The sequence below is a fragment of the Nakamurella multipartita DSM 44233 genome (assembly GCF_000024365.1).
GTDB classification, from domain to species: Bacteria; Actinomycetota; Actinomycetes; order Mycobacteriales; family Nakamurellaceae; genus Nakamurella; species Nakamurella multipartita.
Window position 1 is genome coordinate 3,740,683 of sequence record NC_013235.1, and the last position, 22,587, is coordinate 3,763,269.

Below are 22,587 nucleotides of genomic sequence, written 5' to 3' on the forward strand. Positions count from 1 at the left end.
GTGGGCCGGATCAGGCGGCCGGGCCCGATCAGCCGGTGGCCGGTCGCGCCTCGTGCCGGCGCAGCAGCCACCAGCCCAGGCCGCCGACGATCAGGGTGACCAGGGCAGCCAGCAGGGTCGTCAGCGCGAACGCCTGGCCGTAGGACTGGGCCGCCTCGGCCAGCGCCTGCTGGCCCAGGGCGGTGCTGGGGCGGGTGCCGTCGGCGGCGAAGGCGGTGACCGCGTCCAGCCCCTGCCCGGTGTCGGTCGGCGGCACGCCGGCCTGCTCCAGTCGGCGGACCACCCCGCCGGTGGTCATCGTGTTCACCAGCACCGTGGACAGGGCCAGCCCGGCCGCGTAGAAGAACTGGCCGATGGTCGTCCGCGACGAGGTGACCGGCCCGAAGTAGCGGGCCGGGGCCTGCGCGATGATCAGCGTCCCGTACGGCAGCGAGGCGATGATGACGCCCGCGCCGAGCAGGATCGAGCCGGGCAGAAAGCCCCACAGCGAGGTCGACGAATGCAGCACGGCGAGCAGGACGAACCCGGCCGCCGCGGCCAGCGACCCGATGGCCACCGTGCTGGCCGCGGTCAGCCCCCTGGTCATCAGCCGGCCGAACAGCACCGCGGCGGCGATGCCGGCCAGCAGGAACGGCATCTGCCACAGCGAGACCCGCAGCGTGGACAGGCCGACCACGTACTGCCACAGGTCGGTGAGCTGCAGGAAGCCGACGGCGGTGCCGAAGTTGTAGACGAAGCCGGCGCAGATGGCGGCCAGGAACAGCGGCTTGGTCAGCAGCTCCACCGGGAAGAAGCGGGCCGACGTGTGCCGCTCGCGGACCACGAACAAGGCCAGCAGCACCAGCCCGCCCAGCAGCGGGCCGAAGGTCAGCGGCGAGGTCAACCCGTCGGCGGCGTGGCTGAACCCGTAGAGCACGCCGACCACGCCCAGGGCCAGTAGCACCTGGCCCGGATAGTCCCGCGGGCCGTCGGCGACCCGCGGCTGGGCCGGCAGCACCGCCCGCACCGCCGGCACGCACAGCAGGGCGGCCACCGGCACCACCAGGAAGGCCAGCCGCCAGTGCACCGAGGCCAGGGCCCCGCCCAGGAACGTCATCAGCACCGTGACGCCGCCCGAGACGGCGCCGAAAATGCCGATGGCACCGGCGATCCGATCGGGCGGGGTGATCGCCCGGATGTAGGCGAAGGCCGCCCCGTACACCGCGCCCAGGCCGATCCCGGCCACCGCCCGGCCGATCAGGAACAGCCCTGCGGTCGGGGCCAGGGCGGCGATCAGGTCGCCCGCGGCCGAGAGCGCCAACGCGGCCATCAGCACGCCGCGCCGGCCGAACCGGTCGGCCAGCAACCCGGTGGAGATGACCGTGGCGGCCAGCGCCAGGGTGGACACGCTGGCGGCCAGGGCCAGCAGGCCACCGGTCATCTGCAGGCCGCGGCTGGCGCCGACCAGGGCGGTGCTGGCGATGTTGGGATCCGAGCCCTGGACCGCCGCCATCACCCCCAGCAGCGCGATCCCGGCGCCGCCGGCTCCGGCCCGCGGCCCGGCCGGATCGGCCCGCGGGTTCAGCAGCATTTCTGGTGCGGCACGCCCAGGTGGGCGTGCTGGCTGGGGTCGACGGCGACGATCTCGGCCAGGAAGGCGTCCAGGTCGATCCGGCGACCGCCCCGCCAGGTGCCCAGCACCTGCACGTCCTGGGTCAGCCGGGTCGGGTCGACCGCGTAGGGGTCGGCGGACAGCTCGACGAAGTCGGCCAGCTTGCCCGGCTCGATCGAGCCGATCTCCTGCTCGCGGTGCAACGTGCGGGCGGCGTCGATGGTGTGCGCGGCCAGCGCCTGATCCAGGGTGATCGCCTGCTCGGGTCCGTGCACGGCCCCGGACGGGGTGCGCCGGGTGATCGCCGCCTGCAGGTTCAGCAGCGGCAGCGGCGGGCTGACCGAACCGTCGTTGTGGAACGACACGCACGCCCCCGATCGGACGGCGTCGCCGAAGCGCATCCACTGCGACCCGATCTCCGGGGCGAACAGGGTGCCGTCGAGCAGGTCACCCCAGTAGATGAACTGGAACGGGCCGAGCGAGGGGTGCACGCCCAGCGCGGCCACCCGGGCGAACTGCTCGGCCCGGGCCCCGCCGCAGTGCTCGACCCGCCAGCGGTGATCGCTGCCGGCCAGGCCGTGCTCGCGCAGCGCCCGCTCGTAGGCGTCGAGCACGACGTCCAGACCGCAGTCGCCGTTGACGTGGAAGGACATCTGCCAGCCCTCGGGGGCGAACCGGTCCAGCAGGGCGTCCAGCTGGGCCCGGGTGTAGTTCATCGCCGACTCGCCGGCCGGGCCGAGCGCGATCCCGGCGTCGCGGACCCGCGGGGTGTCCAGGTACGGGTAGGACAGCGCGGCGGTGCCCACCCAGGGCGAACCGTCGGCCCACAGCTTGATGCCCTGCTTGCGCAGCATGGTGTCCGGGATCGGGGTGGACAGCGGCTTGTCCGCGTCCGGCTCGGTGGACATGTGGTAGAGCGAGATCCGCAGCGGACAGTCCGGGACCGAGGCCAGCGCCTCGTAGCCCTTGAGGTACGCGGTGGAGTAGGTCATCTCGGACGTGCTGGTGATGCCGGCGCGGGCCATCGTGGCGTACCACTGCGCGGCCGAGTAGAGCGGGTGGGTGATGGTCGCCGCCATCAGCGGCTGCAGCACGGTCATCACCGCGGGCAGCTCGGAGGCCCGGCCGGTCGACGTGCCGTCGGCGCCGCGCCCGAAGCTGCCGCCCACCGGGTCCGGCGGGGCCTGGCGATCCGGCCAGCCGATCAGGTCGATGGCGGCGGAGTTGACGTACGCCTCGTGGCCGGAGTTGTCCAGGATGCCCACCGGCCGGTCCGGGAAGAACCCGTCGAGCACGGTGCGGTCCAGATCGCCGACCTCCTGCAGCAGCCGGTCCAGGCCGTTGAACAGCAGCGGCGCGCCGGCCGGTTCCTGCGCCTGCAGCCGGGTGAACAACGCGGCCACGTCGTCCCAGGTCGGATACCCGACGTAGGGCGCGATCCAGTGGGCCGGCGGCTGGGTGGCCACCCCGGACAGGAACGGGTGACTGTGCGGCTCGATGAAGCCGGGGGCCAGCACCACCCCACTCAGATCGCGTTCCTCGACGGGAGCCGGGGCCGATTCGCCCGCCCGGACCGGCCGAGCCGACTCGGCCGCCCGACGGCACTCGTCGGCGGTGCCCACGGCCAGGATCGTGCCCCGGTCGTTGTCCACCGCCACCGCTTCGGCCCGCGGCCGATCGGGTGACATTGTGAGGACGATGGCCCCGGTCAGCACCAACACACCACCCATGTGGCCTCCCCCAAGTGACAGTAAGAAGCCGGAGCGTAATCCTCCGTGCACGTACTGTCATCCGGGGCGCGCTCAGCTCAGCAATTCCTCCGTCGCCGGGTCGGGCCGGCCGGCGTAGAAGCGGTCGAGGACCTGACCGAACACCGGTTCGCCCGGGTCGGCCCGGGCGAACAGGGTCACGCTGGAGCGCAGCTTGAGCGCGTCGATCGAGCCGAGGATCGACTCCGGCCGGGCCGCGTCGGTGGCCAGCACCGCCCGGCAGCAGTCGACCAGCCGCGGCCCGAGTACCGGGTGCTCCAGGTAGGCCCGAGCCTCGGTCAACGAGGCCAGGGCGTAGCGCTGGGCCATCGGACTCGACCCCAGGCCGGCGAGCTGCGGGAAGACGAACCACATCCAGTGCGAGGTCTTGCGGCCCCGGTGCAACTCGGCCAGCGCCTGGTCGTAGGTGCCCCCGTCGTCCTGGGCCTGCACGAACCGCTCCAGGTCGAACCGATCCTGCGCCTGGCTCATCGCGGCCTCCCCGGGGTGTCCGACCTTCCCCACGATAGGCCGGTCAGAACCAGCCCAGCCCGTCCCCGAGGATCTTCACGCCGATCAGGATCAGGATGACCCCGCCGGCGATCTCGGCGGGCTTGCCGAACCGGCGGCCCACCTTGTGCCCGATCAGTACGCCGGCGAAGCTGATCACGAACGTGGTGATGCCGATGAGCAGCACGGTCCAGCCGATCGACAGATCGGGCAGGAAGGCGAACGAGATGCCGACGGCCAGCGCGTCCAGGCTGGTCGCGACGGCCAGCACCAGCAGTTCGCGGTAGTTGATGGTGTCGACGTCGACCTCGTCGTCCTCGTCCCCCTCGGAGAACGCCTCCCAGAGCATCTTGCCGCCGACCAGCAGCAGCAGCGCGAAGGCGATCCAGTGGTCGAAACTCTCGATGGAGGAGGCGAAGGCCGAGCCCACGTAATAGCCGATCAACGGCATCAGCGCCTGGAACAGGCCGAAGGCGACCGCAATGATGGTGGCGTTGACCAGATTGAACCGGCGCAGGTGCAGGCCCTTGCCCAGGGCGACGGCGAACGCGTCGGCGGACAGGCCGACCGCGATCAGCAGCAGCGGAAAGAACGTCATGACGGCACCGCCGCAGGCGGGGTGCTGGGCATGGTGAACATGGGATGGATTCCTCTCGGTCGAAGCCGGCCGAGACGCTTCCTTTTCGGGGACGACGACCTCGGCCAGCGGGTACTTCACTGACCGAAGGTCTCGCTCGCCGGCGTGAACCGGTGGATGACCGGGCGCCGCGGCGCCAGTATGTCGACCATCCGCACCCGGCGGTCGGTGACCGCGGGCGGAACTACTCCCCTTCAGTGCTGATGATCATCCCAACCCCGGGCCGCGCCGGTCAATCGGACCGGACGTGAGGCTGCTGACACCCGAACCGGGCGTCCGCGACGCAACCCGGACACACGACACGGCCCAGCGCCCCGCCCGGTCGATCCGGGCGGGGCGCTGGTCCTTGCTATGCGGGCTGCCGAAGCAGAGTGGCGGGAACTCCAGACGGGCGGGTCGGGCGGCGGATCAGGCGGTCTTGCGGGCGACCAGCACCCCCAGCACCGTGTAGCCGATCAGCAGGTGGGCGGCGGCCACGTACGGGGCGACCTGGTCGCCGAGCAGCCCGTTGACCGGCAGCACGACCACGGCCCAGCTCTCGGCGACCAGCGGCCAGAACCGGGTCAGGCCGGTCCACCGGCCGGCGATGGCGATCCGCACGCCGATGAAGAACATGCCCAGCATGGACAGCGGCCAGAACGCGTCCAGCGCCGCCCAGGCCGGCTGGTTCAGGTCGGAGAGTTGCAGGGCGTCGGCCAGGGTGGAGCCAATCGCGACGGTCACCAGCACGCTCTCCACGATCAGCGCGGCCCGGGCGATCCGGCCGGGGCCCAGCGCCCGGGTTCGCCAGAGCACCCGCAGCAGGGCCAGCAGGCCCAGTTGGAAGGTGCCCGAGCCGACGCCGAAGACGAGCTGCTCGGTTCCGCCGGACGGCGGGTCGATGCCGATCAGCACGATCGAGATCGCCCACAGCAGCGCGCCGATGGTCAGCAGGGCGCCGTGGACCAGAAACGGGTGCCGGGCCGCGCCGGTGGGCTGGTCAGTGGGCTGGTTGGTGGGCTGGTCAGGGTGCTGGTGGCCGGTGCGATCGGGTCCCGCGGCCAGGTCGGAACGGGCGGGGGCGGGGCTGGAGTGCAGGGTCATCTGGAGGCTCCTGGGTCGGGGTCCGGCCGGTGGTCCGGGCCGGTTCTCGGTGCTGGGATCAATCTGCTGGTCCCGGCGCCCCGGCCGGCAGGGAGCGGCGTCCCGCGCCGCGTCCCGAAAGTTGTCCCGGCCGCGACGGGACATCTGCCTCGCGACGACGGGACGGGCGGCCGGAGATACTGAGTCGCATGGCGCGCACCGGCGACCCCGACCGCCGGCCCCGGTCGGCCAGTGGGACCGCGGGGGCCGTCGCCGTCGTCGTGAACGTCGTGCTGCTGGTGGGCTGCGCGTGGCTGGACCTGAGCACCCCGGCCGCCGTCCGGGACGAGGCCGGACTGGATCCCGGGGTGCTGGGCGCGTTGGTCGGCCTGGTGGTGACCACGTTCGGCGCGATCATCCTGAGCCGGGCGCCCGGTCATCGGATCGGCCGGGTGCTGATCGGCTTCGGCACGCTGTGGGCGGTCGACGGGTTCGCCGAGTCGTGGGCCGCGCACGGGTGGACCGGCGGCGTTCCCGGCACCGGCGCCGCGCTGTGGTTCTACGAGTGGGTCGGCGCCTTCCTGCTGCTGGGGCTGCCGTTGCTACTCACGCTCTACCCGGACGGTCGGTTCCTGACCGGCCGTTGGGGGGTGATCAGCCGAGTCGGCCTGGGCCTGGCCGCACTGCTGCCGGTCGCGCTCCTGCTGGCCCCGGTTGCGGCGCTCTACCCGGACCCGGCCGACGTGCCGCCCGCGGTCGACGTCGACGCCCCGGCCCTGCCGCTGCCGGCCGGCGTCTGGATCGTCGTGCTCACCGTCGCCCGGGCGCTGACCTTCGTCGCCCTGCTGATCCCGGTGGCCGTCGTGGTCGTGCGTCAGCACCGGGCCGACGGCCAGGACCGGACCCGGCTGCGCTGGCTGTGGTGGGCCGCGCTGATCTGCGTGCTGGTGGTCGTGGTCAGCCTGCTGGTGCCCGGCAGCACCATGGCCTACCTCGCCCTGGTGCTCGCGGTGACGGTGACCGCCGCGTCGGTCACCGTCGGGATCGTCCGGCCGGACCTGGTCGACATCGACGCCCTGCTGGCCGGCACCCTGGTCTCGGCGGCCGTCGCGGCGGTGGTCATCGCGCTGGACCTGGCCCTGCTGGCCGCCGGGACCGCGCTGCTGGGCGAGCAGCTGGACCAGCGCAGCGTCACCGTCGTCGTGTTGATTGTCGCCGTGGTGCTCTACGGCCCGCTGCGGCACTGGCTCGGCGGCTGGGTGCGGCGGCTGCTGGTCGGCCGGCGCGCCGACCGGTACACGGTGGTCTCCTCCCTGGCCCAGCGGCTGGAGTCCTCCGGCGGCGTCGACGACCAGCTGCCGGCGCTGGCCGCGGCCGTGGCCGAGGCGTTCAAGGTGACCTACGTCGGGGTGGAGGTGATCCGGCCGGGCGGGGAGAGCCTGCTGGCCGAGCACGGCCGGGCCCCGGCCGCCACCACCGAGCTGCCGATCACCTACCAGGGCGCCCGGATCGGCCGGCTGTTGTTGCCGGCGCAGGGTTTTCGCGCCCTGATGTCGCGGCGCGATCAGGCCCTGCTGCTGGATGTGGTGCGGCAGGCGGCGATCGCGGTGCGCACCGCCACCCTGGCCCGGGAGCTGCAGCTGTCCCGGGAACGGCTGGTGCTGGGCCGCGAGGAGGACCGACGGCGGATCCGCCGGGACCTGCACGACGGCCTGGGGCCGGTGCTCGGCGGGGTGGCGCTGCGGTTGGATGCCGCCGGCAACGCGATCGCCGCCGACCCGGACCGCGGCCGCCGGCTGGTCGCGCAGTCCCGGCAGGACGTCACCGACGCGTTGGCCGATGTGCGCCGCCTCGTGCACGGCCTGCGGCCGCCGGCGCTGGACGACTTCGGCCTGGTGGCCGCCCTGGAGCACCAGGTCGAGGCGGCGTCCTCGGCGCTGGAGGTCGACCTGTCCGCCGGCGACCTGGGCGCCCTGCCGGCCGCGGTCGAGGTGGCCGCCTTCCGGATCGTCGCCGAGGCCCTGACCAACGTGGTCCGGCACGCCGGCGCCCAGCACTGCCGGGTCACCCTGACCCGGGACGAGCAGGCGCTGCGGATCGAGGTGGCCGACGATGGGCACGGCATCGATCCGGACGTGGTCGCCGGCGTCGGGCTGCGCTCGCTGCGGGAACGGGCCGACGAGCTGGGCGGGCAGTGCGAGGTGCGGTGCCCGCCGGCGGGCGGCACGGTGGTCCGGGCGTTGCTGCCCATCGGTGAGGAGGGGCCGTGACGGAGCCGATTCGGGTGCTGATCGTCGACGATCACCCGGTGTTCCGGGACGGCCTGGCCGCCCTGCTCGACCCGCTGGAGGGCATCACGGTGACCGGCCGGGTGGCCGACGGCGCGCAGGCGGTGGCCGCGACCGTCTCGGTGCCCGCCGACCAGCGGCCGCACGTGGTGATCATGGACATCCAGATGCCGGTGCTCAACGGCATCGAGGCCACCCGCCGGATCGTGCAGGCCACCCCGGAGGTCGGCGTGCTGGTGGTGACCATGGGCGAGGACGACGCCACCGTGTTCAGTGCGGTGCGGGCCGGCGCCCGCGGCTACCTGCTCAAGGGCGCCGGGCAGGACGAGGTGGTGCGGGCGATCGGCACCGTGCACGCCGGCGGGGTGGTGTTCGGCGCGTCGCTGGCCGCGCGGGTGACCCGTGCGTTCGCGGCGCCGGACAACCCGCGGGCGGCCGCGTTCCCCCAGCTGACCGACCGGGAGCGGGAGGTGCTGGACCTGATCGCGGCCGGCCGGACGAACGCCCAGATCGCCGCCGAGCTGTTCCTGTCCGGCAAGACGGTCCGCAACAACGTCTCCACCATCCTGAGCAAGCTGCAGGCCGGCGACCGGGCCAACGTGATCATCCGGGCCCGCGACGCGGGCTTCGGCCACCCGTCCTGACCCGGGCGGCCGCGGCCCGGGGATCACAGATCGCGGCGCCCGAAGGCCAGGCCGGCCAATCCCAGGATCGCCAGCACCCACACCAGCGTCCAGGTCAGGTACAGCGACGAGAGCCCGGCCGGACTCAGGAACGGGAAGCCCTCGAACGCGCGCCCGAGCTGGGCCAGCACGCCCGGGTCCTGGAACGCGTGCATGGCCCCGCGCCAGAGCCCGTCGGTCGGCAGCAGCACCTGGGCGACGGTGCCGACCCGGGCGACGCCCTCGTTGCCCAGCGCCGCCCCCACTCCCCCGACCACCCCGGCGATCCAGGCCGCCCCGAACAACCCGACCGCCACGATGCCCGACGCCATCGGCGAGATGAGCGTGGACAGCAGCAGTCCCAGCGTCAGCAGGACGGTGGTCTGGGCGGCCAGCAGGGCCAGCCCGAGCACCGGTTGCGGCGGCCAGTACCCGACCGTCACCCACACGATGACGAACTGGGCCAGCCCGGCCACGGCCACGAACCCGGAGCCGAACACCACCAGCCCGGCCCACTTGCCCAGCAGCACGGCGAACCGGCGGACCGGCCGGGCCAGCACCGCCAGCGCCATCCCCGACTCGATCTCGCCGGCCAGGGTCGGGCCGGCCAGGAACGCGGTGCCCAGCGCGGCGATCATGCTCAGGCCGAACATGACCAGGTTCAGCAACTGGGACGCGACCAGCCGAGCTTCCCCGCTGGTCAGCTCGCCGGTGTCCGACTCGAACCCGGCCAGTTTGGCGAAGCCCCAGGCGCTCAGGCCCAGCAGCACGACGGTCAGCACGGCCAGTGCCCGCAGCACCCGGCGGCGGGCCGCCTCCTGCAGGGTGAGCGCGCCGACCACCAGCACGGTCCGCCCGATGCCGACCGCCCGGCCCGCCGGGGCGCGCGTCGGCGTTACCGACCCGCTCATGGCCGCGGCCCGCCGTCCCGGGCGCGCAGGATCCCCAGCAACCGTTCCTCCAGACTGATCCGCGCGGGTTCGACCGCGTGCACCCGCACGCCCAGCCGGACCAGGTCCTCGACCAGGGCGGGCACCTCGTCCGGACGGTCGCCGGCCAGGGCCACCGTGTACGACTCGTCGCCGTCCCGGGTGAGCCCGCCGGCCGCGGCCAACCGGGCCTGCGCGGCCGGGCCGACGCCGGTCAGCCGCAACCGCAGCTCCCGTTGCCCGAGCAGCTCGCTCAGGCTGCCGGCCGCGGCGACCCGCCCCCGGTCCAGGATGACCACCCGGTCGCAGACCCGTTCCACCTCGCCGATCAGGTGCGAGTTGAGCAGCACGGCGACCCGGCGAGCCTTGAGCTCCAGCAGCAGGTCGCGGACGTCGGCCCGGCCGACCGGGTCCAGGGCGCTGGTCGGCTCGTCCAGCACGACCAGCTCGGGCCGGGCGACCAGGGCGACGGCCAGACCCAGGCGCTGCTGCATGCCCTTGGAGAACCCGCCGACCCGGTCGCGGGCCCGGTCGGCCAGGCCGACCGCGGCCAGGCAGGCCCGGCGCTCGCCGTCGGGCACCGACGCCCCGGACAGCCGCACGTGCAGGGCCAGCACCTCGGCCGCGGTCAGCCACGGCTGGTAGCGGAACAGCTCGGGCAGGTAGCCGACCCGGGCCCGGGCGGCCGGGTCGCGGGCCGGACGGCCGAGCAACAGCACCTCACCGGCGTCCGGGCGGACCAGGCTGAGCAGCATCTTGATCACGCTGGTCTTGCCGGCCCCGTTGGGCCCCAGCAGGCCGACGACTTCACCGCGGCCCACGGTGAACGACACCCCGGCCACCGCGGTCCGCTTGCCGTACCGCTTGTGCAGGTCGGCGCACCAGACCGCCGGCGACTCGGGTCGGGCGGCCAACCGCCGGGCGATCTCCTCCTCGGCCGGGTCGACCGCCGGGGCGGCGGCCGCATCGACCTCCGGGGCCGCGCCCGGGCCGGCCGGCCCGGTCACCGCAGCCCGCCGGCGACGGCCAGCACCTCGTCCGCGTCGAGCGTGCCGCCCGCCGCGGTCACCAGCCCGTCCTGCACCCAGACCACGGCGGTCATCGCGCCGTCCCGGGAGGTGAGCAGCTGACCGGCGACGCCGTCGACCTGCACGTCCGTGCTGGTGACCTGGTCGGCCGGCAGGGGCAGCGGCAGGGTCGTGCCCAGCGTGGTTCCGTCGCCGGCGAAACCACGGAGCTGGGCGACCAGGTCCGGCGGCAGGCCGGGCAGGGCCAGCAGGTAGTCCCGGGCGGTGCCGAAGTCGACCCCGGTCGAGTAACCGGTCGGGGCGACCGCGCGGGCCACCACCAGCGCCGGCAGCCCGCTGTCGGCCGGCCACAGCTGGGCCAGCCCGGGGCCGGCGACCAGCCGGAACTGGGCGCCGTCCATCCCCGGCGGGGGCGCCGGCAGCGTCGCCGGGGCGACGGCCTGCCCGGCCCGCGCAGCCGAGAAGGTGAACACCGCCTCGGCCTGGCCGCCGACCTCGAGCACCGGGGTGGCGCTGACCCCCCGCGGCAGCTCGGCCACCTGGGGCACGGTCAACCCGGTCGCCGCCTGGGCGGCCGCCGCATCGGCGACCTGATGCACGTCCGGCTCGCGGACCACCGTCAGCTCGCCGTAGGCCGACAGGTCCGGCAGCGCGACCAGGTCGGCGTCGGTGATCGCCAGCGGGGCGACCTGCTCGGTGCGGAAGATCGGCCACCAGTCGGCCGCCGCGGCGACGCCGGCCCCGGCCAGCAGCACCACGACCCCGGCCACCGCGACCACCGGGCTGCGCAGCCGCGCCGCCCACCGCGACGGGGGCGAGGTCACCGCGGTGGCCGGCGGGCGAGCCGGCTCGGCGGCGGCCAGCGCCGCGGTCAGTCGGCGCCATCCGGCGTCCACATCCGGCTCGGCCGGTCCGGCCAGGGCGGCCGCCGCGGCGGCCGCGTCCCGGTGGGCGCCGATCAGCGTGGCCCGGCAGGTCGGGCAGGTGGCGACGTGCTCGGCGTCGGCGTCGGCAACGCCGGCGGGCTCGTCGAGCAGCCGGCGCAGGGTGCCGTCAGTCGGATGACGCATCGTGGTTCAACTCCTTGCGCAGGGCGGATTCGGCGCGGCGCACGGTGGTGCCGACGCTGCCGAGCGACAGGCCAAGGGCGGCCGCGACCTCGGCGTAGCTCAGGCCGCTGTGCCGCAGCACCAGGGCGATCGCCTGTTTGCGGGGAAGCCGGGCGAGCGCGTCCCGGACCCGGCGGCGTTCCTCGCGGGCCAGGACGGCCTCGGCCGCGTCCGGGGCGGCGCCGCCGCGGGCGGGGTCGGTCCGCACATGGGCGACCTCCCGGGCCACCCGCCGGCGCCGCGTGCGCTGCTGATTCAGCGCGGTGTGGGCGGCGGCGACACAGAGCCACCCGTCGGCCTCACCGGCGGGCACCGTGGAGCGTCCGAAGCTCAGGAACACCTCCTGGGCGACGTCCTCGGCTTCGTCCCGGGAGCCGAGCACGCGCGCGGCCACCCCGACGACCCGGGGGTAGCTGGCCCGGAAGACCGGTTCCAGGTCGGCCCGGACACCCGGCGGCGGGGGCGGCATGGGCACGGCCACCGCCCTTCGTGCTCGACTGCGGTCGACGGGCCGGTCGTCGCGCACCGCCACGACCGACCCGGCCCGCCCGTTCCCGATGAACTCCACACTCCCCCAAGCACCGCCGCGACCGGAATTGTGACGCCAGGCGGCCGCGATTCGTGCCGACGGCTGATCCCGATCATGTGCCAGGCTCACCGCCGTGGACTGGAGCCTGCGCACCTGCGGCCGTCGGGGGCACGAGACCTTCGCGCCGGACGAGCCGGACCTGCGGGCCCGGCTGACCGCGCCGACCCCGGCCGGGACCGCCTGGCGCTGCCTGCGCTGTGGGGACTTCGTCGTCGGCGCGCCCCGGCGGTCGGGGCCGGCCGGCCAGGCCCCGGAGGTGCCGCGCGGCCGGCTGCTGCGGGACCGGGTGATCATGCGGCTGCTGGCCGCCGAGCGGGTCGCCCGGGCCCTGCTGATCGTGCTGGTCGGGGTGCTCGCCCTGCACCTGCGCGACTCGCGCGCCGAACTGCGACGAGCCTTCGACAACGAGCTCACCCTGCTGCGCCCGGTCGCCGACCAGCTCGGCTGGGACATCGAGGGCTCGGAGCTGACCCGCGGCATCAACCGCATCCTGGGCCTGTCCGGCACGACGATCAACTGGGTGGCAGTCGCCCTGTTCGCCTACGCCGTGCTGCTGCTGATCGAGTCCTACGGCCTGTGGCGGATCCGGCGCTGGGGCGAGTACTTCTCGGTCGTGGTCACCAGCGTGTTCCTGCCGCTGGAGATCTGGGAGCTGACCGAGAAGTTCACCTGGTTCAAGGTCGTGCTGACCGCCGTGAACGTCGCCGCCGTGGCCTGGCTGGTCTGGTCCAAGCGCCTGTTCGGCGTCCGCGGCGGTGACGCCGCCTACCGGGCCGAGCACAGCGAGGAGAGCCTGCTCACGGTCGAGCGAGCGGCCCTGACCACGGCCGCGGGGGCCGGCGCACCGCCGGCCCCGGCGCCGTGAACCCGCCGGCCCCGGCGCCGTGAACCCGCCGGCCCCGGCGCCGTGACCCGGCGGTCTACCAGCCGCGTTCGGCCAGCCGGTGCGGGACGGGAATGTCGTCGACGTTGATGCCGACCATGGCCTCGCCCAGACCGCGGGAGACCTTGGCGATGACGTCGGGGTCGTCGTAGAACGTGGTGGCCTTGACGATGGCCTCGGCCCGGGCCGCCGGGTTGCCGGACTTGAAGATGCCCGAGCCGACGAACACGCCCTCGGCGCCCAGCTGCATCATCATGGCCGCGTCGGCGGGGGTGGCGATGCCGCCCGCGGTGAACAGGACCACCGGCAGCTTGCCGGCCGCGGCCACCTCGGCGACCAGGTCGTAGGGCGCCTGCAGCTCCTTGGCCTCGGTGAACAGCTCGTCCGGGGACAGCGAGGTGAGCCGGCGGATCTGCCCGCCGATGGTGCGCATGTGGGTCACCGCGTTGGACACGTCGCCGGTGCCGGCCTCGCCCTTGGAGCGGATCATCGCCGCGCCCTCGGTGATCCGGCGCAGCGCCTCGCCCAGGTTGGTCGCCCCGCACACGAACGGCACGGTGAAGGCCCACTTGTCGATGTGGTTGCGGTAGTCGGCCGGGGTGAGCACCTCGGACTCGTCGATGTAGTCGACGCCGAGCGACTGCAGCACCTGGGCCTCGACGAAGTGCCCGATCCGGGCCTTGGCCATCACCGGAATGGACACCGCGGAGATGATGCTCTCGATCATGTCCGGATCGCTCATCCGGGAGACGCCGCCCTGCGCGCGGATGTCGGCCGGCACCCGTTCCAGCGCCATCACCGCGACCGCGCCGGCGTCCTCGGCGATCTTGGCCTGCTCGGCGGTGACCACGTCCATGATCACGCCGCCCTTGAGCATCTCGGCCATGCCCCGCTTGACCCGCGCCGTGCCGGTGGCGGTCAGCGAGTCGGCGGCGGTGGACTCGGCGGCGAAGTCGGGGGAAGAAGGGGCGGACACAGCAAGACTCCTACCTGCGGGGAGAGACCGGGCACCGGTGAGCAGGCGCCCGAATCCGGACGGGGCCGATCCTACTGCGCGCCCGCGAAGATCAGGACTGCTCGACGCTGGCCGACCCCGGCACCAGGGCGACCCAGGTCTGCCCGGGCTTGAACGGCACCGGCTGCCCGGCCCCGTCCAGGAACTGGAACGGCTGGTCCAGCGCGGGCCGGCTCCAGGTCCCGGTGAGCGCCTTGCCGTCCCGGAACAGGGTGAACGAGCCGGAACCGATGGTGTGCGAGATGTAGGACGGCGAGCCGACCGAGTCGAACTCCCCGTCCGGCTCGAAGTCCACGTTCTGGATCAGCACGTTGTCGGCGACCACCGGGGTCCCGCCGGCGTCCTCGAGCGGGGTGCCCTGCCGGATCACCCGGTAGTTCGAGCCGGTCCAGGAAAAGCCCATCCGGGCGGCCTGGAACTGCACGTCCACCCCGCCGGCCGACGGCGCGGCGTCGACCCGGGGGTCGGTGGCGGCAAAGGCGAAGCCGATGCTGCGGGCCGGGCTCAGGCCCGAGGTGTTGGCCAGCACCTGGGTCAGGTTGCTGTGCAGGTTGAACGGGGCGTTGCTGCCCGACCGCCAGAACCCGCCGGCCCCCTGCTCCTCGGCGACCTGGATCACCGGGGTGTTGGCGATCGCCTCCAGCGGGACCCCGCCGCCGCCGGAGAAGACCAGGGCGGGCACCCCGAACGCGGGCAACAGCTCGGCGTCGGTGGTGCGCACGCTGCGCACCGGGCCCACGTTGTCCGGCAGGGTGGTGTGGAACACCGGCATCAACCGGGTCAGGCCGCCCTCGACCTGCTCGACGTAGGTGATGTCGGCGCTGGCGATGCCGTACTGGGGCAGCCCGGCCGAGGTGTTGTCGATCTTGACGGCGATCACCGGGCCCTCGTTGACCGCGCCGCCGGTCAGCGCGTCGACCGGCGGCGGGGCCGGCGGTGGCTCCGGGGTCGGCGTGGGCGTCGGCGTCGGGGTCGGGCTGGGGGTCGGCGACGGGCTGGGGCTCGGCGACGCGGACGAACTCGGGGGCGAGGAGCTGGGTTCGGCCAGCGACCCGGTCGAGCAACCGGCCAGCACGGCGGCGCTGAGCAGCGCCGCCGACGCCAGGGCAATGATCCGCGTCGATCGGCCCACAGTCTTCCTTCCGGTTCGTCCCGGTCTGCGCCGCGCGCGTGCCCCCATCGGCCCGGTGGTCACGTCGTCGGCCAGCCTGGCTCACGGTAGGACCCGACGACCCCGAACGGCGGACGGACCCGCCGACGCAGCGAAATTCCCGCGCCGCCCCGGCCCACCCCGGCCCACCCCCGGCCGGGCTGATCATCTCGGCGATTCTATGCCCGATTTGCCCGGTTGACCGCCGAGTTCATCCGCCCGTGCGGGAGGAGCGGCCCGGTTCAGTCGACGTCGACGGTCCCGACGTCGTCGCAGCCCTGCAGCGCCGCGACGACGTCGGGCAGGCGGGTGGCCAGCTGGCGGGGGTAGACGTCCTCGCCGGTGCTGCGCAGCTCCTCGCCGGTCCACCAGCGCTGGCCGGTCAGGGTGAGCCGCTCGTCGTTGGTGTGGCCGGACGCGTCGAACGCGGGCGGGGATCGGTCGGCCCCACCCGGCGCGGCGGTGACAAAGGACGCCGCGAAGTAGAACTCGGTCTGCTCGTAGTCCACGCCGGTGAAGTGGAACCGGGCGACCCGCCGCCACACCGGTCCGATCAGCTCGGCCGGCTGCAGCTGCAGGCCGGTCTCCTCGGCCAGTTCACGGACCGCCGTCTGCACCAACGGTTCCTGACCCTCGACGCCGCCGCCGGGGGTGATCCACCAGCGGGAGCCGACCTTGGGGTCGGTGCCCGAGAGCAGCAGCACCCGCGCCCGGTCGTCGACCAGCAGCACCCGCGCGGCCGTGCGCCGCACCGGGGCGGCGACCGCGCCGGGTTCGGCCTTGGCGCTGGACTCGGTGATCTCGAAGTAGTCGGGCAGCGCGGCCCGGCCGGCCAGCCCGAAGATCCGGGTGAACCAGACCGAGCGCAGCGCCCGGGTGTCGCGGACCGCGTCGTTGTAGAAACGGCGGGCCAGCAGCACCCGCTCGTTGGCGTCGGCCAGCTCGGCGGCCAGATGTTCCTCGTTCGGCGGCGGGAGCAGGCTGAGCACCCGGGCCAGATCGTTCTCCGCGTCCGCCCGGTGCGCGCGATCGGCGCGGTCGGCGGCGTCGGCGACCCGGCGCAGCTCGTCGGCCTGTGCGGGCGGCAGTCCCCCGGTCGCGGCGACCGCGCGGGCGGCCACCACCCGCCGGGACAGCGCCCCCTCCAGGGCCGACCAGGCGGCCTCGGTGCGCACGTGCAGGCGGTCCAGCCGGTTCGCGGTGAGCCACAGGCGCAGCGCGGCGATGAGCAGCAGCACCACCAGCAACACCACGATCGTGGTCGTCACCGCACCTCCCTTCACCAGATCCGGCCGGGTCGCCGCTGCGGTCCGGCCGCATCACATCGGCTCACAGGGTCCCATGCGGGCCGGGCGCCATCGGACCGATGCCCCGGGGTCGGACTGTGAAATCGGTCGGGCTCAGTCGGCCTCGACGACCGCCCGCGGGTCGGCGGCGATCACCGTCTCGTAGACCTTGACCACGGTCGCGGCGACCACCGGCCAGTCGTAGGAGGCCACCACCCGGCGGCCCTGGGCGGCCAGCACGGCCCGCCGGCCCGGGTCGTCGAGCACCCGGGACAGCGCCCCGGCCAGCGCGACCGGGTCGCCGACCGGGCTGAGCACGCCGGCGATCCCGCCGTCCAGAACCCGTTCGAACGCGTCCAGGTCGCTGGCCACCACCGGGGTGCCGGCGCTCATCGCCTCGGTCAGGATGATGCCGAAGCTCTCGCCGCCGATGTTGGGCGCGCAGTAGATGTCCAGCGACCGCAGCATGGCCGCCTTGTCCGGGTCGCTGACCCGGCCGAGCAACCGCAGGTGCGGGGCCAGCTCGGGGCCGGCGTCCTGGAGCAGCTCCTTCTCGTCGCCGCCGCCGGCCACCAGCAGCTGCAGGTCGGGCCGGGTCGGCACCATCAGCCGCAGTGCCTCCAGCAGCACCGGCATGCCCTTGCGCGGCTCGTCGTACCGGCCGACGAACCCGATCGTGCCGCCGGCCCGCGGGTACCCCGGCAGCGGCTCCGACTGGGCGAAGAACTGCACGTCGACGCCGTTGGGGATGATCACCGCGTCCCCGCCCAGGTGCTCGACCTGCACCTGCCGGGCCGGTTCGCTGACCGCGATCCGCCCGGTGATCTTCTCCAGGAACGGCTGCAGCACCCCCTGGAACGCGACCAGCATCCGCGAGCGCGGGTTCGCGGTGTGGAAGGTGGCCACGATCGGGCCGTCGGCGACCATCAGCGCCAGCATGGACAGGCTGGGGGCGACCGGCTCGTGCACGTGCAGCACGTCGAAGTGGCCGGCCCGGATCCAGCGCCGGACCCGGGTGTAGGACATCGGCCCGAAGGACAGCCGGGCGACCGAGCCGTTGTACTTGATCGGCATGCTGCGCCCGGCCGGGACCAGGAACTCGGGCAGCTCGGTCGGCGCGTCGTCATCCCCGGGGGCCAGCACGCTGACCTGGTGCCCCAGGCCGATCAGGGTCCGGGCCAGGTCGGCCACGTGGGCCTGCACCCCGCCGGGGATGTCGAAGGAGTAGGGGCAGACCAGGCCGACCTTCATCGGCGCGCCGCCGTCGGCACCGATGCGGTCGCGGGCGGGTTCTTGATCGGGACGCCGGCCGGGTGACCGGCCGGGAAGTCGCCCGGCCAGAACGGCTGCAGCATGTGCCAGTCGGTCGGGTGGGCGCCGATCCCGCGTTCGAAGACGTCGGCGATCTGCTGGGCTCCCGAGCGCACCTGGGCGGCCAGCCGGGTGCCGGCCAGCTCCAGCGGCGGATGAATGTGCTGGGCCCAGCCGTCGGCGGTGAATCGCAGGTCGGTCGGGCACAGGTAGGAGTCGGTCAGGGCGGCCAGCATGGCCGGCCCGGCCGGAAACCGGGCCGGCTCGCCGAAGAAGGTGACCGGAATGCCGTTGGCCGACAGGTCCCGGTCGCCGACGAGCGCGATGATGCCGCCCGCGGTGAGCCGTTCCCGCAGCGTGGCCGACGGCGGGGCACCCCCGGTCAACGGCAGGATCTCCATGCCCAGCGATTCCCGGTAGGCGACGAACTTGTCGTAGAGGGACTCGGGCCGCAGCCGTTCGACGACGGTGGTCATCCGGCCGAAATGGTGGGTCACCCACAGCCCGGCGATGTCCCAGTTGCCGGCGTGCGGGACGGTCAGCACGATGCCCCGTCCCTCGCGTTGGGCCCGTTCGATGTGCTCGCGGCCCACGGTCGCGGCGTCCACCTGCGCGGCGACGGCGTCCCGGTCCATCGCCGGCAGCCGGAAGGTCTCCTGCCAGTAGCGGGCATACGAGCGCATCCCCGCCTGCACCGTCGCGGCCAGCAGTTCGGGGGTGGACCGCGGACCCAGCACCCGGTGCAGGTTGCGGGCCAGCTGGCGCACCGCCGGCCCGCGCCGGCGGAACGCGGTGTCCGCGGCCACCCGGAACGCCCCGTCGGCGGCCCATTGCGGGACGGCCTTGACCAGCGACCACCCGGCCGCGAAGCCCAGGTCGGTCAGCCGGTCCAGGGTCCCGGGAGCGGCGTCCGGCTCCCGGGCGGGCTCTCCGGCTGGCGGCGGGGCGGCGGGCGGCTGGCTCACAGCGCGGGACGCCCGGTGCTGCGGTGCCCCGGCTCGGCGGCCGCCTTGACCGCGGCCCGCCGGACCTGGACCAGCCGCTGCACGACCGTGACCAGCCCGGCGACGGCCAGCAGCCACAGGGCCACGTCCAATGCGTAGGGCACGCCGAGCCCGGCCAGCCCGGCACCGACCAGGCCGAGCACGTTGCGTTCGGCCCGCTCGGCCAGGGCGCCGCCGATGGCCAGCGCGACGCTGTCCGCCCGGGCCTTGACGTAGGAGATGACCTGCCCGGCAACCAGGCAGATCAGCGCGGCGATGCCCAGCAGCCGCTGGTCGGTGGCAAAGGCGTAGTAGGCCAGGGCGCCGAACAGGGCGCCGTCGGCGATGCGGTCGCAGGACGCGTCGAGCACGACCCCGAAGTCGGTGCCGTAGCCCCGGGCCCGGGCCATCGCCCCGTCGACCAGATCGCACAGCACGAAGAAGGTGACGACCATGGTGCCGGCGAACAGGTACCCGGTGGCCAGCAGGCCGACCGAGCCGGCCACCACGCCGGCCGTGCCGACGACGGTGACCAGGTCCGGACTGAGGCCGGCCTTGAGCAGCCCGCGCCCGATCGGGTCCATCACCTTGGACACCGAGGACCGCGCCAGGGAGTTCAGCATCAGGGTCCGTTCAGCAGCTGGGTCGATCCGGTGAGAATGTCGGGCGGGTCCCCACGATAGCGGGGTCCGGGCGCGGGCCAACCGCAAGCGCGGTGCCGCGTCCTGTCCAGGACGGTAGGGACGGGCCCGACCGGTGTGTGAGATTCGCCGCCACCGGCGCACGGACCCGGCGACGATGGCGGGAGAATGGAGCGCGTGGCCGTGCCAGTCCTTCCCCACGCGGACGACCCCCACGCGAACGACCCCGAAGCCGGGGCCGGCGAGCCGGTCGGCCCGCCCGATCCGGCCCCGCCCGCCGACCCGGCCGCCCCCGACGCCGCGGCGCGCCCCGGTCCGGACATGGTCGCCGGCCGCTACATGCTGGACACGATGATCGGCCACGGCGCCACCGGCAGCATCTGGGCGGCCACCGACCAGCTGCTGCGCCGCCGGGTCGCCCTGAAGAAGATCGATATCCCGCGCGGCATGCCCCCGGCCGACGCCGAGGAACTGCGCGAGCGCACCCTGCGCGAGGCCCGCGCGGTCGCCGCGCTGTCCAACCCGCACATCGTGACCGTCTACGACATCCTGTCGGCCACCGACACCGGCCCGGTGATCGTGATGGAGCTGCTGGAGGGCCGCTCGCTGGCCCGGTTGCTCACCGAGAACGGCCGGATGCCGCCCGAGCAGGCCGCCACCATCGGCGTCGCGGTGGCCTCGGCGCTGGCCGCCGCGCACACCCGCGGCATCGTGCACCGCGACGTCAAGCCGGCCAACATCCTGATCTGCCGCGACGGCATGGTGAAGCTGACCGACTTCGGCACCGCCCGCGGACGGCTGGACACGACCCTGACCGGGATCGGGCTGGTGATCGGCTCCCCCGCCTACATCGCTCCCGAGCTGGCCACCGGGGCGACGGCCGGTCCGGCCGCCGACGCCTGGAGCCTGGGTTGCACGCTCTACGCCTGCGTGGAGGGGCACCCGCCGTTCCACGCGGACTCGCCGCTGGAGACGGTGGCCGCGGCGGTCAACGACCCGGTGCCGCCGCACCCGCACGCCGGGGAGCTGTCCATCGCCATCGCCGCGCTGCTGGAGAAGTCGCCCGAGGAACGGGCCCCGGTGGAGGCCATGCTGCCGGTGCTGCGGGAGATCGCCGCCGACCCGTCGGGCATCCGGGTGGATCTGTCCTTCGCCGGCGACGGCCCGCCGGCGGCCGACCCGGCCGGCGAGGACCCCGACCCGACGGTGGCCACGCCGAGCGCGGTGACCCAGACGATGTCCTCGACGTTGACCGCCTGGCGCCGCCGGCTGCGGCTGCGCCGGGGGCACACGGCCAGCCCGGCCACCGACACCGGCCCGGCGATCGGCGAGTTCACCGACTGACGGCCGCCGCCTCGCCCGGTCCGGCCGCGACCAGCCAATCGGCCGTCGCCGTGTCCACCACCAGCGTGTCCACCCAGTGGCCGAGCAGGGCCGCCCGGATCACCCGGTACTTGGCCGGCCCGCCGGCGGCCGCGCACCGGTGGGCGGCGACCCGCAGCTGATCCAGGCTCACCCCGATCACCAGGTCGTCGAACTCGGTAGCCACCTCGTGGCCGTGCTCGTCCAGGAACCGTAGGCAGATCTGCCCGACCGCGCCCAGCTCCCGGGCCCGGTCGAACTGCTCCTGGGTGAAGAAGTTGTCGCCGGGGCGCAGCGGGGCCACCACGTCGCACTCGCCGACGCCGACCAGGGCGACGTCCATCCGGTCCAGCAGGGCCAGCGTCTCCCGGGCGTGCCGGTCCTGGTCGAGGATGGCCGCGCGCATCTGCGGCGTCGAGCTCACCCCGGGCGTGCGCAGGTAGACCGGCTCGGCCCCGGTCAGCGCGGCCAGCCGCTGGGTGGACCGGGCCGCCTCGTGCTGCAGCGCGGGCGGCCCGATGTCGCCGAGCATCTCGACCACCCGGCCGGCGCCGCCGCGGATCGGTTGCAGCGCGGCCACCATCGCCTGCAGGGTGCGGCTCCACGAGTTGTAGCCGACGACCGAGGTCGAGGAGGTCAGGATGCCGCCGCCACCGACGATGGCGGCCATCGCCTGGCCGAGGTCCTCGGCCAGCTCGTCCTCGCCCTCGGCCACCGCGTCGACCACGTGGCACTGGCGGACCCCGTAGAGGTGCTCGATCTCGTCTTCCAGCTCGCTGTTCAGGCCGGGCGGCAGGACCACGACGGTCCGCACGATGCCCAGGTCCTCGGCCTGCTGCAGCAAACGGGACACCCGGGCCTGCGAGATGCGCAGCCGTTCGGCGATCTCACTTTGCCGAAGTCCCCGCCCGTGGTAGAGCCGCGCGACCTTGACCAGCAGCCGAGGCGGGTCGGCACGATCCGGCATCGCTCCTGGCCCTCCTGCCTGCACCCGCCCCCCGCGGCACGAACGTGCGGCGCACATCGTAAGACGCCGGCGCCGGCCGCCGTGCGCAAGGGCGGGCAAACCGGGCATCGGAACCGGTTTGCGTCAAGTCCTTGACAGCACCCGAGGCGGTACGCCAACCTAGTCCCGCATGGCGATCCAGTCCTCGCATAAATATGCTGAGAGACTCGCCCCTCATTCCAACGGTGCAATGCAAGGAGAGCTCCATGAGTCAGCTCGTCCGTCGCGGTCTGGCTATCGCCGGTGTCGCGGCGCTGGGTTTTGGTCTGGTCGCCTGCGGGTCCGGCACGTCCGCCTCCGGTGGCACGACCGGCGGCTCGGCGGGCGGTTCGGCCTCCGGCTCGGCCGCGGCCGGCGCCGGTTGTCAGAAGCCGATCGGGGTGTCGGTGGCCGACCAGAAGTCGCTGTTCTACGTGGCCGCCGTCCAGGGCATGCAGGCCGCGGCCGACAAGGCCGGCTGCCAGCTCAAGATCACCTCGGCCAACAACAACTCCTCCCAGCAGGTCGAGCAGGTCAACGACCTGCTCAGCCAGGACATCGGTGCCCTGGTCTTCATCTCGCAGGACTCGACCGCCGCGGCGGCCGGGGTGCGCGCGGCCAACCAGTCCGACGTCCCGGTGATCGCGGTCGATCAGCGGCCGGAGTCCGGTAGCGGCGAGCTGGCCACCTACATCGCCACCGACAGCGTCAAGGCGGCCCACCAGCTGTGCACCTGGCTGTTCGAGCAGATGGGCGGCTCGGGCGAGTTGGCCATCCTGCACGGCGTTCTCGGCTCCACCGCGGAGATCCAGCGGACC

20 protein-coding genes and 1 pseudogene are annotated in these 22,587 nt (G+C 74.0%); 5 read left to right on the forward strand and 16 right to left on the reverse strand.

Annotated features, from left to right (window positions below; translation table 11 throughout):
- Positions 1 to 28 precede the first annotated feature (28 nt).
- The 5 genes from NAMU_RS16820 to NAMU_RS16840 form a co-directional block, all read right to left on the reverse strand.
- The gene (locus NAMU_RS16820) at positions 29 to 1,570 is read right to left on the reverse strand and encodes an MFS transporter (RefSeq protein WP_015748597.1); all 1,542 of its coding nucleotides are present in this window, start codon (positions 1,568 to 1,570) and stop codon (positions 29 to 31) included.
- Positions 1,561 to 3,321: an amidohydrolase gene (locus NAMU_RS16825; protein ID WP_015748598.1), complete on the reverse strand. Its 1,761-nt coding sequence runs from the start codon at positions 3,319 to 3,321 to the stop codon at positions 1,561 to 1,563. Before NAMU_RS16825 ends, NAMU_RS16820 begins: the two co-directional genes overlap by 10 nt.
- A gap of 72 nt (positions 3,322 to 3,393) precedes the next feature.
- Positions 3,394 to 3,831, reverse strand: coding sequence for a DUF1810 domain-containing protein (locus NAMU_RS16830; RefSeq protein ID WP_015748599.1), 438 nt, complete (start codon positions 3,829 to 3,831; stop codon positions 3,394 to 3,396).
- Positions 3,832 to 3,874: 43 nt separating this feature from the next.
- The gene (locus NAMU_RS16835) at positions 3,875 to 4,447 is read right to left on the reverse strand and encodes a manganese efflux pump MntP (RefSeq protein ID WP_015748600.1); all 573 of its coding nucleotides are present in this window, start codon (positions 4,445 to 4,447) and stop codon (positions 3,875 to 3,877) included.
- 447 nt (positions 4,448 to 4,894) lie between these two features.
- The gene (locus NAMU_RS16840; RefSeq protein WP_015748601.1) at positions 4,895 to 5,569 is read right to left on the reverse strand and encodes a hypothetical protein; all 675 of its coding nucleotides are present in this window, start codon (positions 5,567 to 5,569) and stop codon (positions 4,895 to 4,897) included.
- A gap of 188 nt (positions 5,570 to 5,757) precedes the next feature.
- On the opposite strand from NAMU_RS16840, the gene NAMU_RS16845 reads away from it, so the two are divergent.
- Both NAMU_RS16845 and NAMU_RS16850 read left to right on the forward strand, forming a co-directional pair.
- Complete coding sequence (locus NAMU_RS16845; protein WP_015748602.1) at positions 5,758 to 7,818, forward strand: sensor histidine kinase; 2,061 nt, start codon at positions 5,758 to 5,760, stop codon at positions 7,816 to 7,818.
- Positions 7,815 to 8,480 carry a response regulator transcription factor gene (locus NAMU_RS16850; RefSeq protein ID WP_015748603.1) on the forward strand — a complete coding sequence of 222 codons (666 nt, stop codon included), beginning with the start codon at positions 7,815 to 7,817 and terminating at the stop codon, positions 8,478 to 8,480. The genes NAMU_RS16845 and NAMU_RS16850 overlap by 4 nt, the downstream gene beginning before the upstream one ends.
- Before the next feature lie 23 nt (positions 8,481 to 8,503).
- Here the strand turns inward: NAMU_RS16850 and NAMU_RS16855 are convergent, their stop codons facing one another.
- From NAMU_RS16855 to NAMU_RS16870, 4 genes are read right to left on the reverse strand one after another with little or no spacing between them, the layout of a single operon-like run.
- Positions 8,504 to 9,409 carry an ABC transporter permease gene (locus NAMU_RS16855; protein WP_015748604.1) on the reverse strand — a complete coding sequence of 302 codons (906 nt, stop codon included), beginning with the start codon at positions 9,407 to 9,409 and terminating at the stop codon, positions 8,504 to 8,506.
- Positions 9,406 to 10,434: an ABC transporter ATP-binding protein gene (locus NAMU_RS16860; protein ID WP_015748605.1), complete on the reverse strand. Its 1,029-nt coding sequence runs from the start codon at positions 10,432 to 10,434 to the stop codon at positions 9,406 to 9,408. The genes NAMU_RS16855 and NAMU_RS16860 overlap by 4 nt, the downstream gene beginning before the upstream one ends.
- Entirely contained in the window at positions 10,431 to 11,525 is a 1,095-nt protein-coding gene (locus NAMU_RS16865) for a hypothetical protein (protein WP_015748606.1), read from the reverse strand. The genes NAMU_RS16860 and NAMU_RS16865 overlap by 4 nt, the downstream gene beginning before the upstream one ends.
- A complete protein-coding gene (locus tag NAMU_RS16870) occupies positions 11,509 to 12,033 on the reverse strand; it encodes a sigma-70 family RNA polymerase sigma factor (RefSeq protein WP_015748607.1) in 525 nt (174 codons plus the stop codon). The genes NAMU_RS16865 and NAMU_RS16870 overlap by 17 nt, the downstream gene beginning before the upstream one ends.
- A gap of 193 nt (positions 12,034 to 12,226) precedes the next feature.
- Here NAMU_RS16870 and NAMU_RS16875 point away from each other — a divergent pair, with 193 nt between their 5' ends.
- On the forward strand, positions 12,227 to 13,018 hold the full coding sequence (locus tag NAMU_RS16875) for a DUF2127 domain-containing protein (protein WP_015748608.1): 792 nt from the start codon (positions 12,227 to 12,229) through the stop codon (positions 13,016 to 13,018).
- A gap of 55 nt (positions 13,019 to 13,073) precedes the next feature.
- On the opposite strand, the gene pdxS is transcribed toward NAMU_RS16875, so the two are convergent.
- The 6 genes from pdxS to pgsA all read right to left on the reverse strand — a co-directional run bounded on the left by pdxS (position 13,074) and on the right by pgsA (position 19,404).
- Positions 13,074 to 14,012, reverse strand: a complete 939-nt coding sequence (gene pdxS, locus NAMU_RS16880; RefSeq protein WP_015748609.1) for a pyridoxal 5'-phosphate synthase lyase subunit PdxS — start codon at positions 14,010 to 14,012, stop codon at positions 13,074 to 13,076.
- Between the two features lie 91 nt (positions 14,013 to 14,103).
- Positions 14,104 to 15,183 carry a DUF3048 domain-containing protein gene (locus tag NAMU_RS16885; RefSeq protein WP_015748610.1) on the reverse strand — a complete coding sequence of 360 codons (1,080 nt, stop codon included), beginning with the start codon at positions 15,181 to 15,183 and terminating at the stop codon, positions 14,104 to 14,106.
- Positions 15,184 to 15,443: 260 nt separating this feature from the next.
- Positions 15,444 to 16,469 carry an NUDIX hydrolase gene (locus NAMU_RS16890; RefSeq protein ID WP_015748611.1) on the reverse strand — a complete coding sequence of 342 codons (1,026 nt, stop codon included), beginning with the start codon at positions 16,467 to 16,469 and terminating at the stop codon, positions 15,444 to 15,446.
- A 132-nt stretch (positions 16,470 to 16,601) separates the two neighbouring features.
- A complete protein-coding gene (locus NAMU_RS16895) occupies positions 16,602 to 17,738 on the reverse strand; it encodes a glycosyltransferase family 4 protein (RefSeq protein ID WP_015748612.1) in 1,137 nt (378 codons plus the stop codon).
- Positions 17,735 to 18,763, reverse strand: coding sequence for a phosphatidylinositol mannoside acyltransferase (locus tag NAMU_RS16900; RefSeq protein ID WP_015748613.1), 1,029 nt, complete (start codon positions 18,761 to 18,763; stop codon positions 17,735 to 17,737). Before NAMU_RS16900 ends, NAMU_RS16895 begins: the two co-directional genes overlap by 4 nt.
- The gene (gene pgsA, locus NAMU_RS16905) at positions 18,760 to 19,404 is read right to left on the reverse strand and encodes a phosphatidylinositol phosphate synthase (RefSeq protein ID WP_015748614.1); all 645 of its coding nucleotides are present in this window, start codon (positions 19,402 to 19,404) and stop codon (positions 18,760 to 18,762) included. Before pgsA ends, NAMU_RS16900 begins: the two co-directional genes overlap by 4 nt.
- 201 nt (positions 19,405 to 19,605) lie before the next feature.
- Here pgsA and NAMU_RS27555 point away from each other — a divergent pair, with 201 nt between their 5' ends.
- Positions 19,606 to 20,766 (forward strand): serine/threonine-protein kinase, encoded by a 1,161-nt coding sequence (locus NAMU_RS27555; protein ID WP_169312511.1) that lies wholly within the window; start codon positions 19,606 to 19,608, stop codon positions 20,764 to 20,766.
- Here NAMU_RS27555 and NAMU_RS16915 read toward each other — a convergent pair.
- Positions 20,756 to 21,751, reverse strand: a complete 996-nt coding sequence (locus NAMU_RS16915) for a sugar-binding transcriptional regulator (RefSeq protein WP_015748616.1) — start codon at positions 21,749 to 21,751, stop codon at positions 20,756 to 20,758. The two genes, NAMU_RS27555 and NAMU_RS16915, sit on opposite strands and share 11 nt — an antisense overlap.
- 245 nt (positions 21,752 to 21,996) lie before the next feature.
- Here NAMU_RS16915 and NAMU_RS31470 point away from each other — a divergent pair.
- Positions 21,997 to 22,575: pseudogene (locus tag NAMU_RS31470) on the forward strand (substrate-binding domain-containing protein); the annotation flags it as partial.
- Positions 22,576 to 22,587 lie beyond the last annotated feature (12 nt).

Bases quoted from the DNA above. Each gene is read 5' to 3' on its own strand.
- NAMU_RS16870 (WP_015748607.1), bottom strand. From the start codon at position 12,033: ATGCCGCCCCCGCCGCCGGGTGTCCGGGCCGACCTGGAACCGGTCTTC.
- pgsA (WP_015748614.1), bottom strand. From the start codon at position 19,404: ATGCTGAACTCCCTGGCGCGGTCCTCGGTGTCCAAGGTGATGGACCCG.
- NAMU_RS16895 (WP_015748612.1), bottom strand. From the start codon at position 17,738: ATGAAGGTCGGCCTGGTCTGCCCCTACTCCTTCGACATCCCCGGCGGG.
- NAMU_RS16830 (WP_015748599.1), bottom strand. From the start codon at position 3,831: ATGAGCCAGGCGCAGGATCGGTTCGACCTGGAGCGGTTCGTGCAGGCC.
- NAMU_RS16915 (WP_015748616.1), bottom strand. From the start codon at position 21,751: ATGCCGGATCGTGCCGACCCGCCTCGGCTGCTGGTCAAGGTCGCGCGG.
- NAMU_RS16865 (WP_015748606.1), bottom strand. From the start codon at position 11,525: ATGCGTCATCCGACTGACGGCACCCTGCGCCGGCTGCTCGACGAGCCC.
- NAMU_RS16835 (WP_015748600.1), bottom strand. From the start codon at position 4,447: ATGACGTTCTTTCCGCTGCTGCTGATCGCGGTCGGCCTGTCCGCCGAC.
- NAMU_RS16845 (WP_015748602.1), top strand. From the start codon at position 5,758: ATGGCGCGCACCGGCGACCCCGACCGCCGGCCCCGGTCGGCCAGTGGG.
- NAMU_RS16855 (WP_015748604.1), bottom strand. From the start codon at position 9,409: ATGAGCGGGTCGGTAACGCCGACGCGCGCCCCGGCGGGCCGGGCGGTC.
- NAMU_RS16840 (WP_015748601.1), bottom strand. From the start codon at position 5,569: ATGACCCTGCACTCCAGCCCCGCCCCCGCCCGTTCCGACCTGGCCGCG.
- NAMU_RS16820 (WP_015748597.1), bottom strand. From the start codon at position 1,570: ATGCTGCTGAACCCGCGGGCCGATCCGGCCGGGCCGCGGGCCGGAGCC.
- NAMU_RS16825 (WP_015748598.1), bottom strand. From the start codon at position 3,321: ATGGGTGGTGTGTTGGTGCTGACCGGGGCCATCGTCCTCACAATGTCA.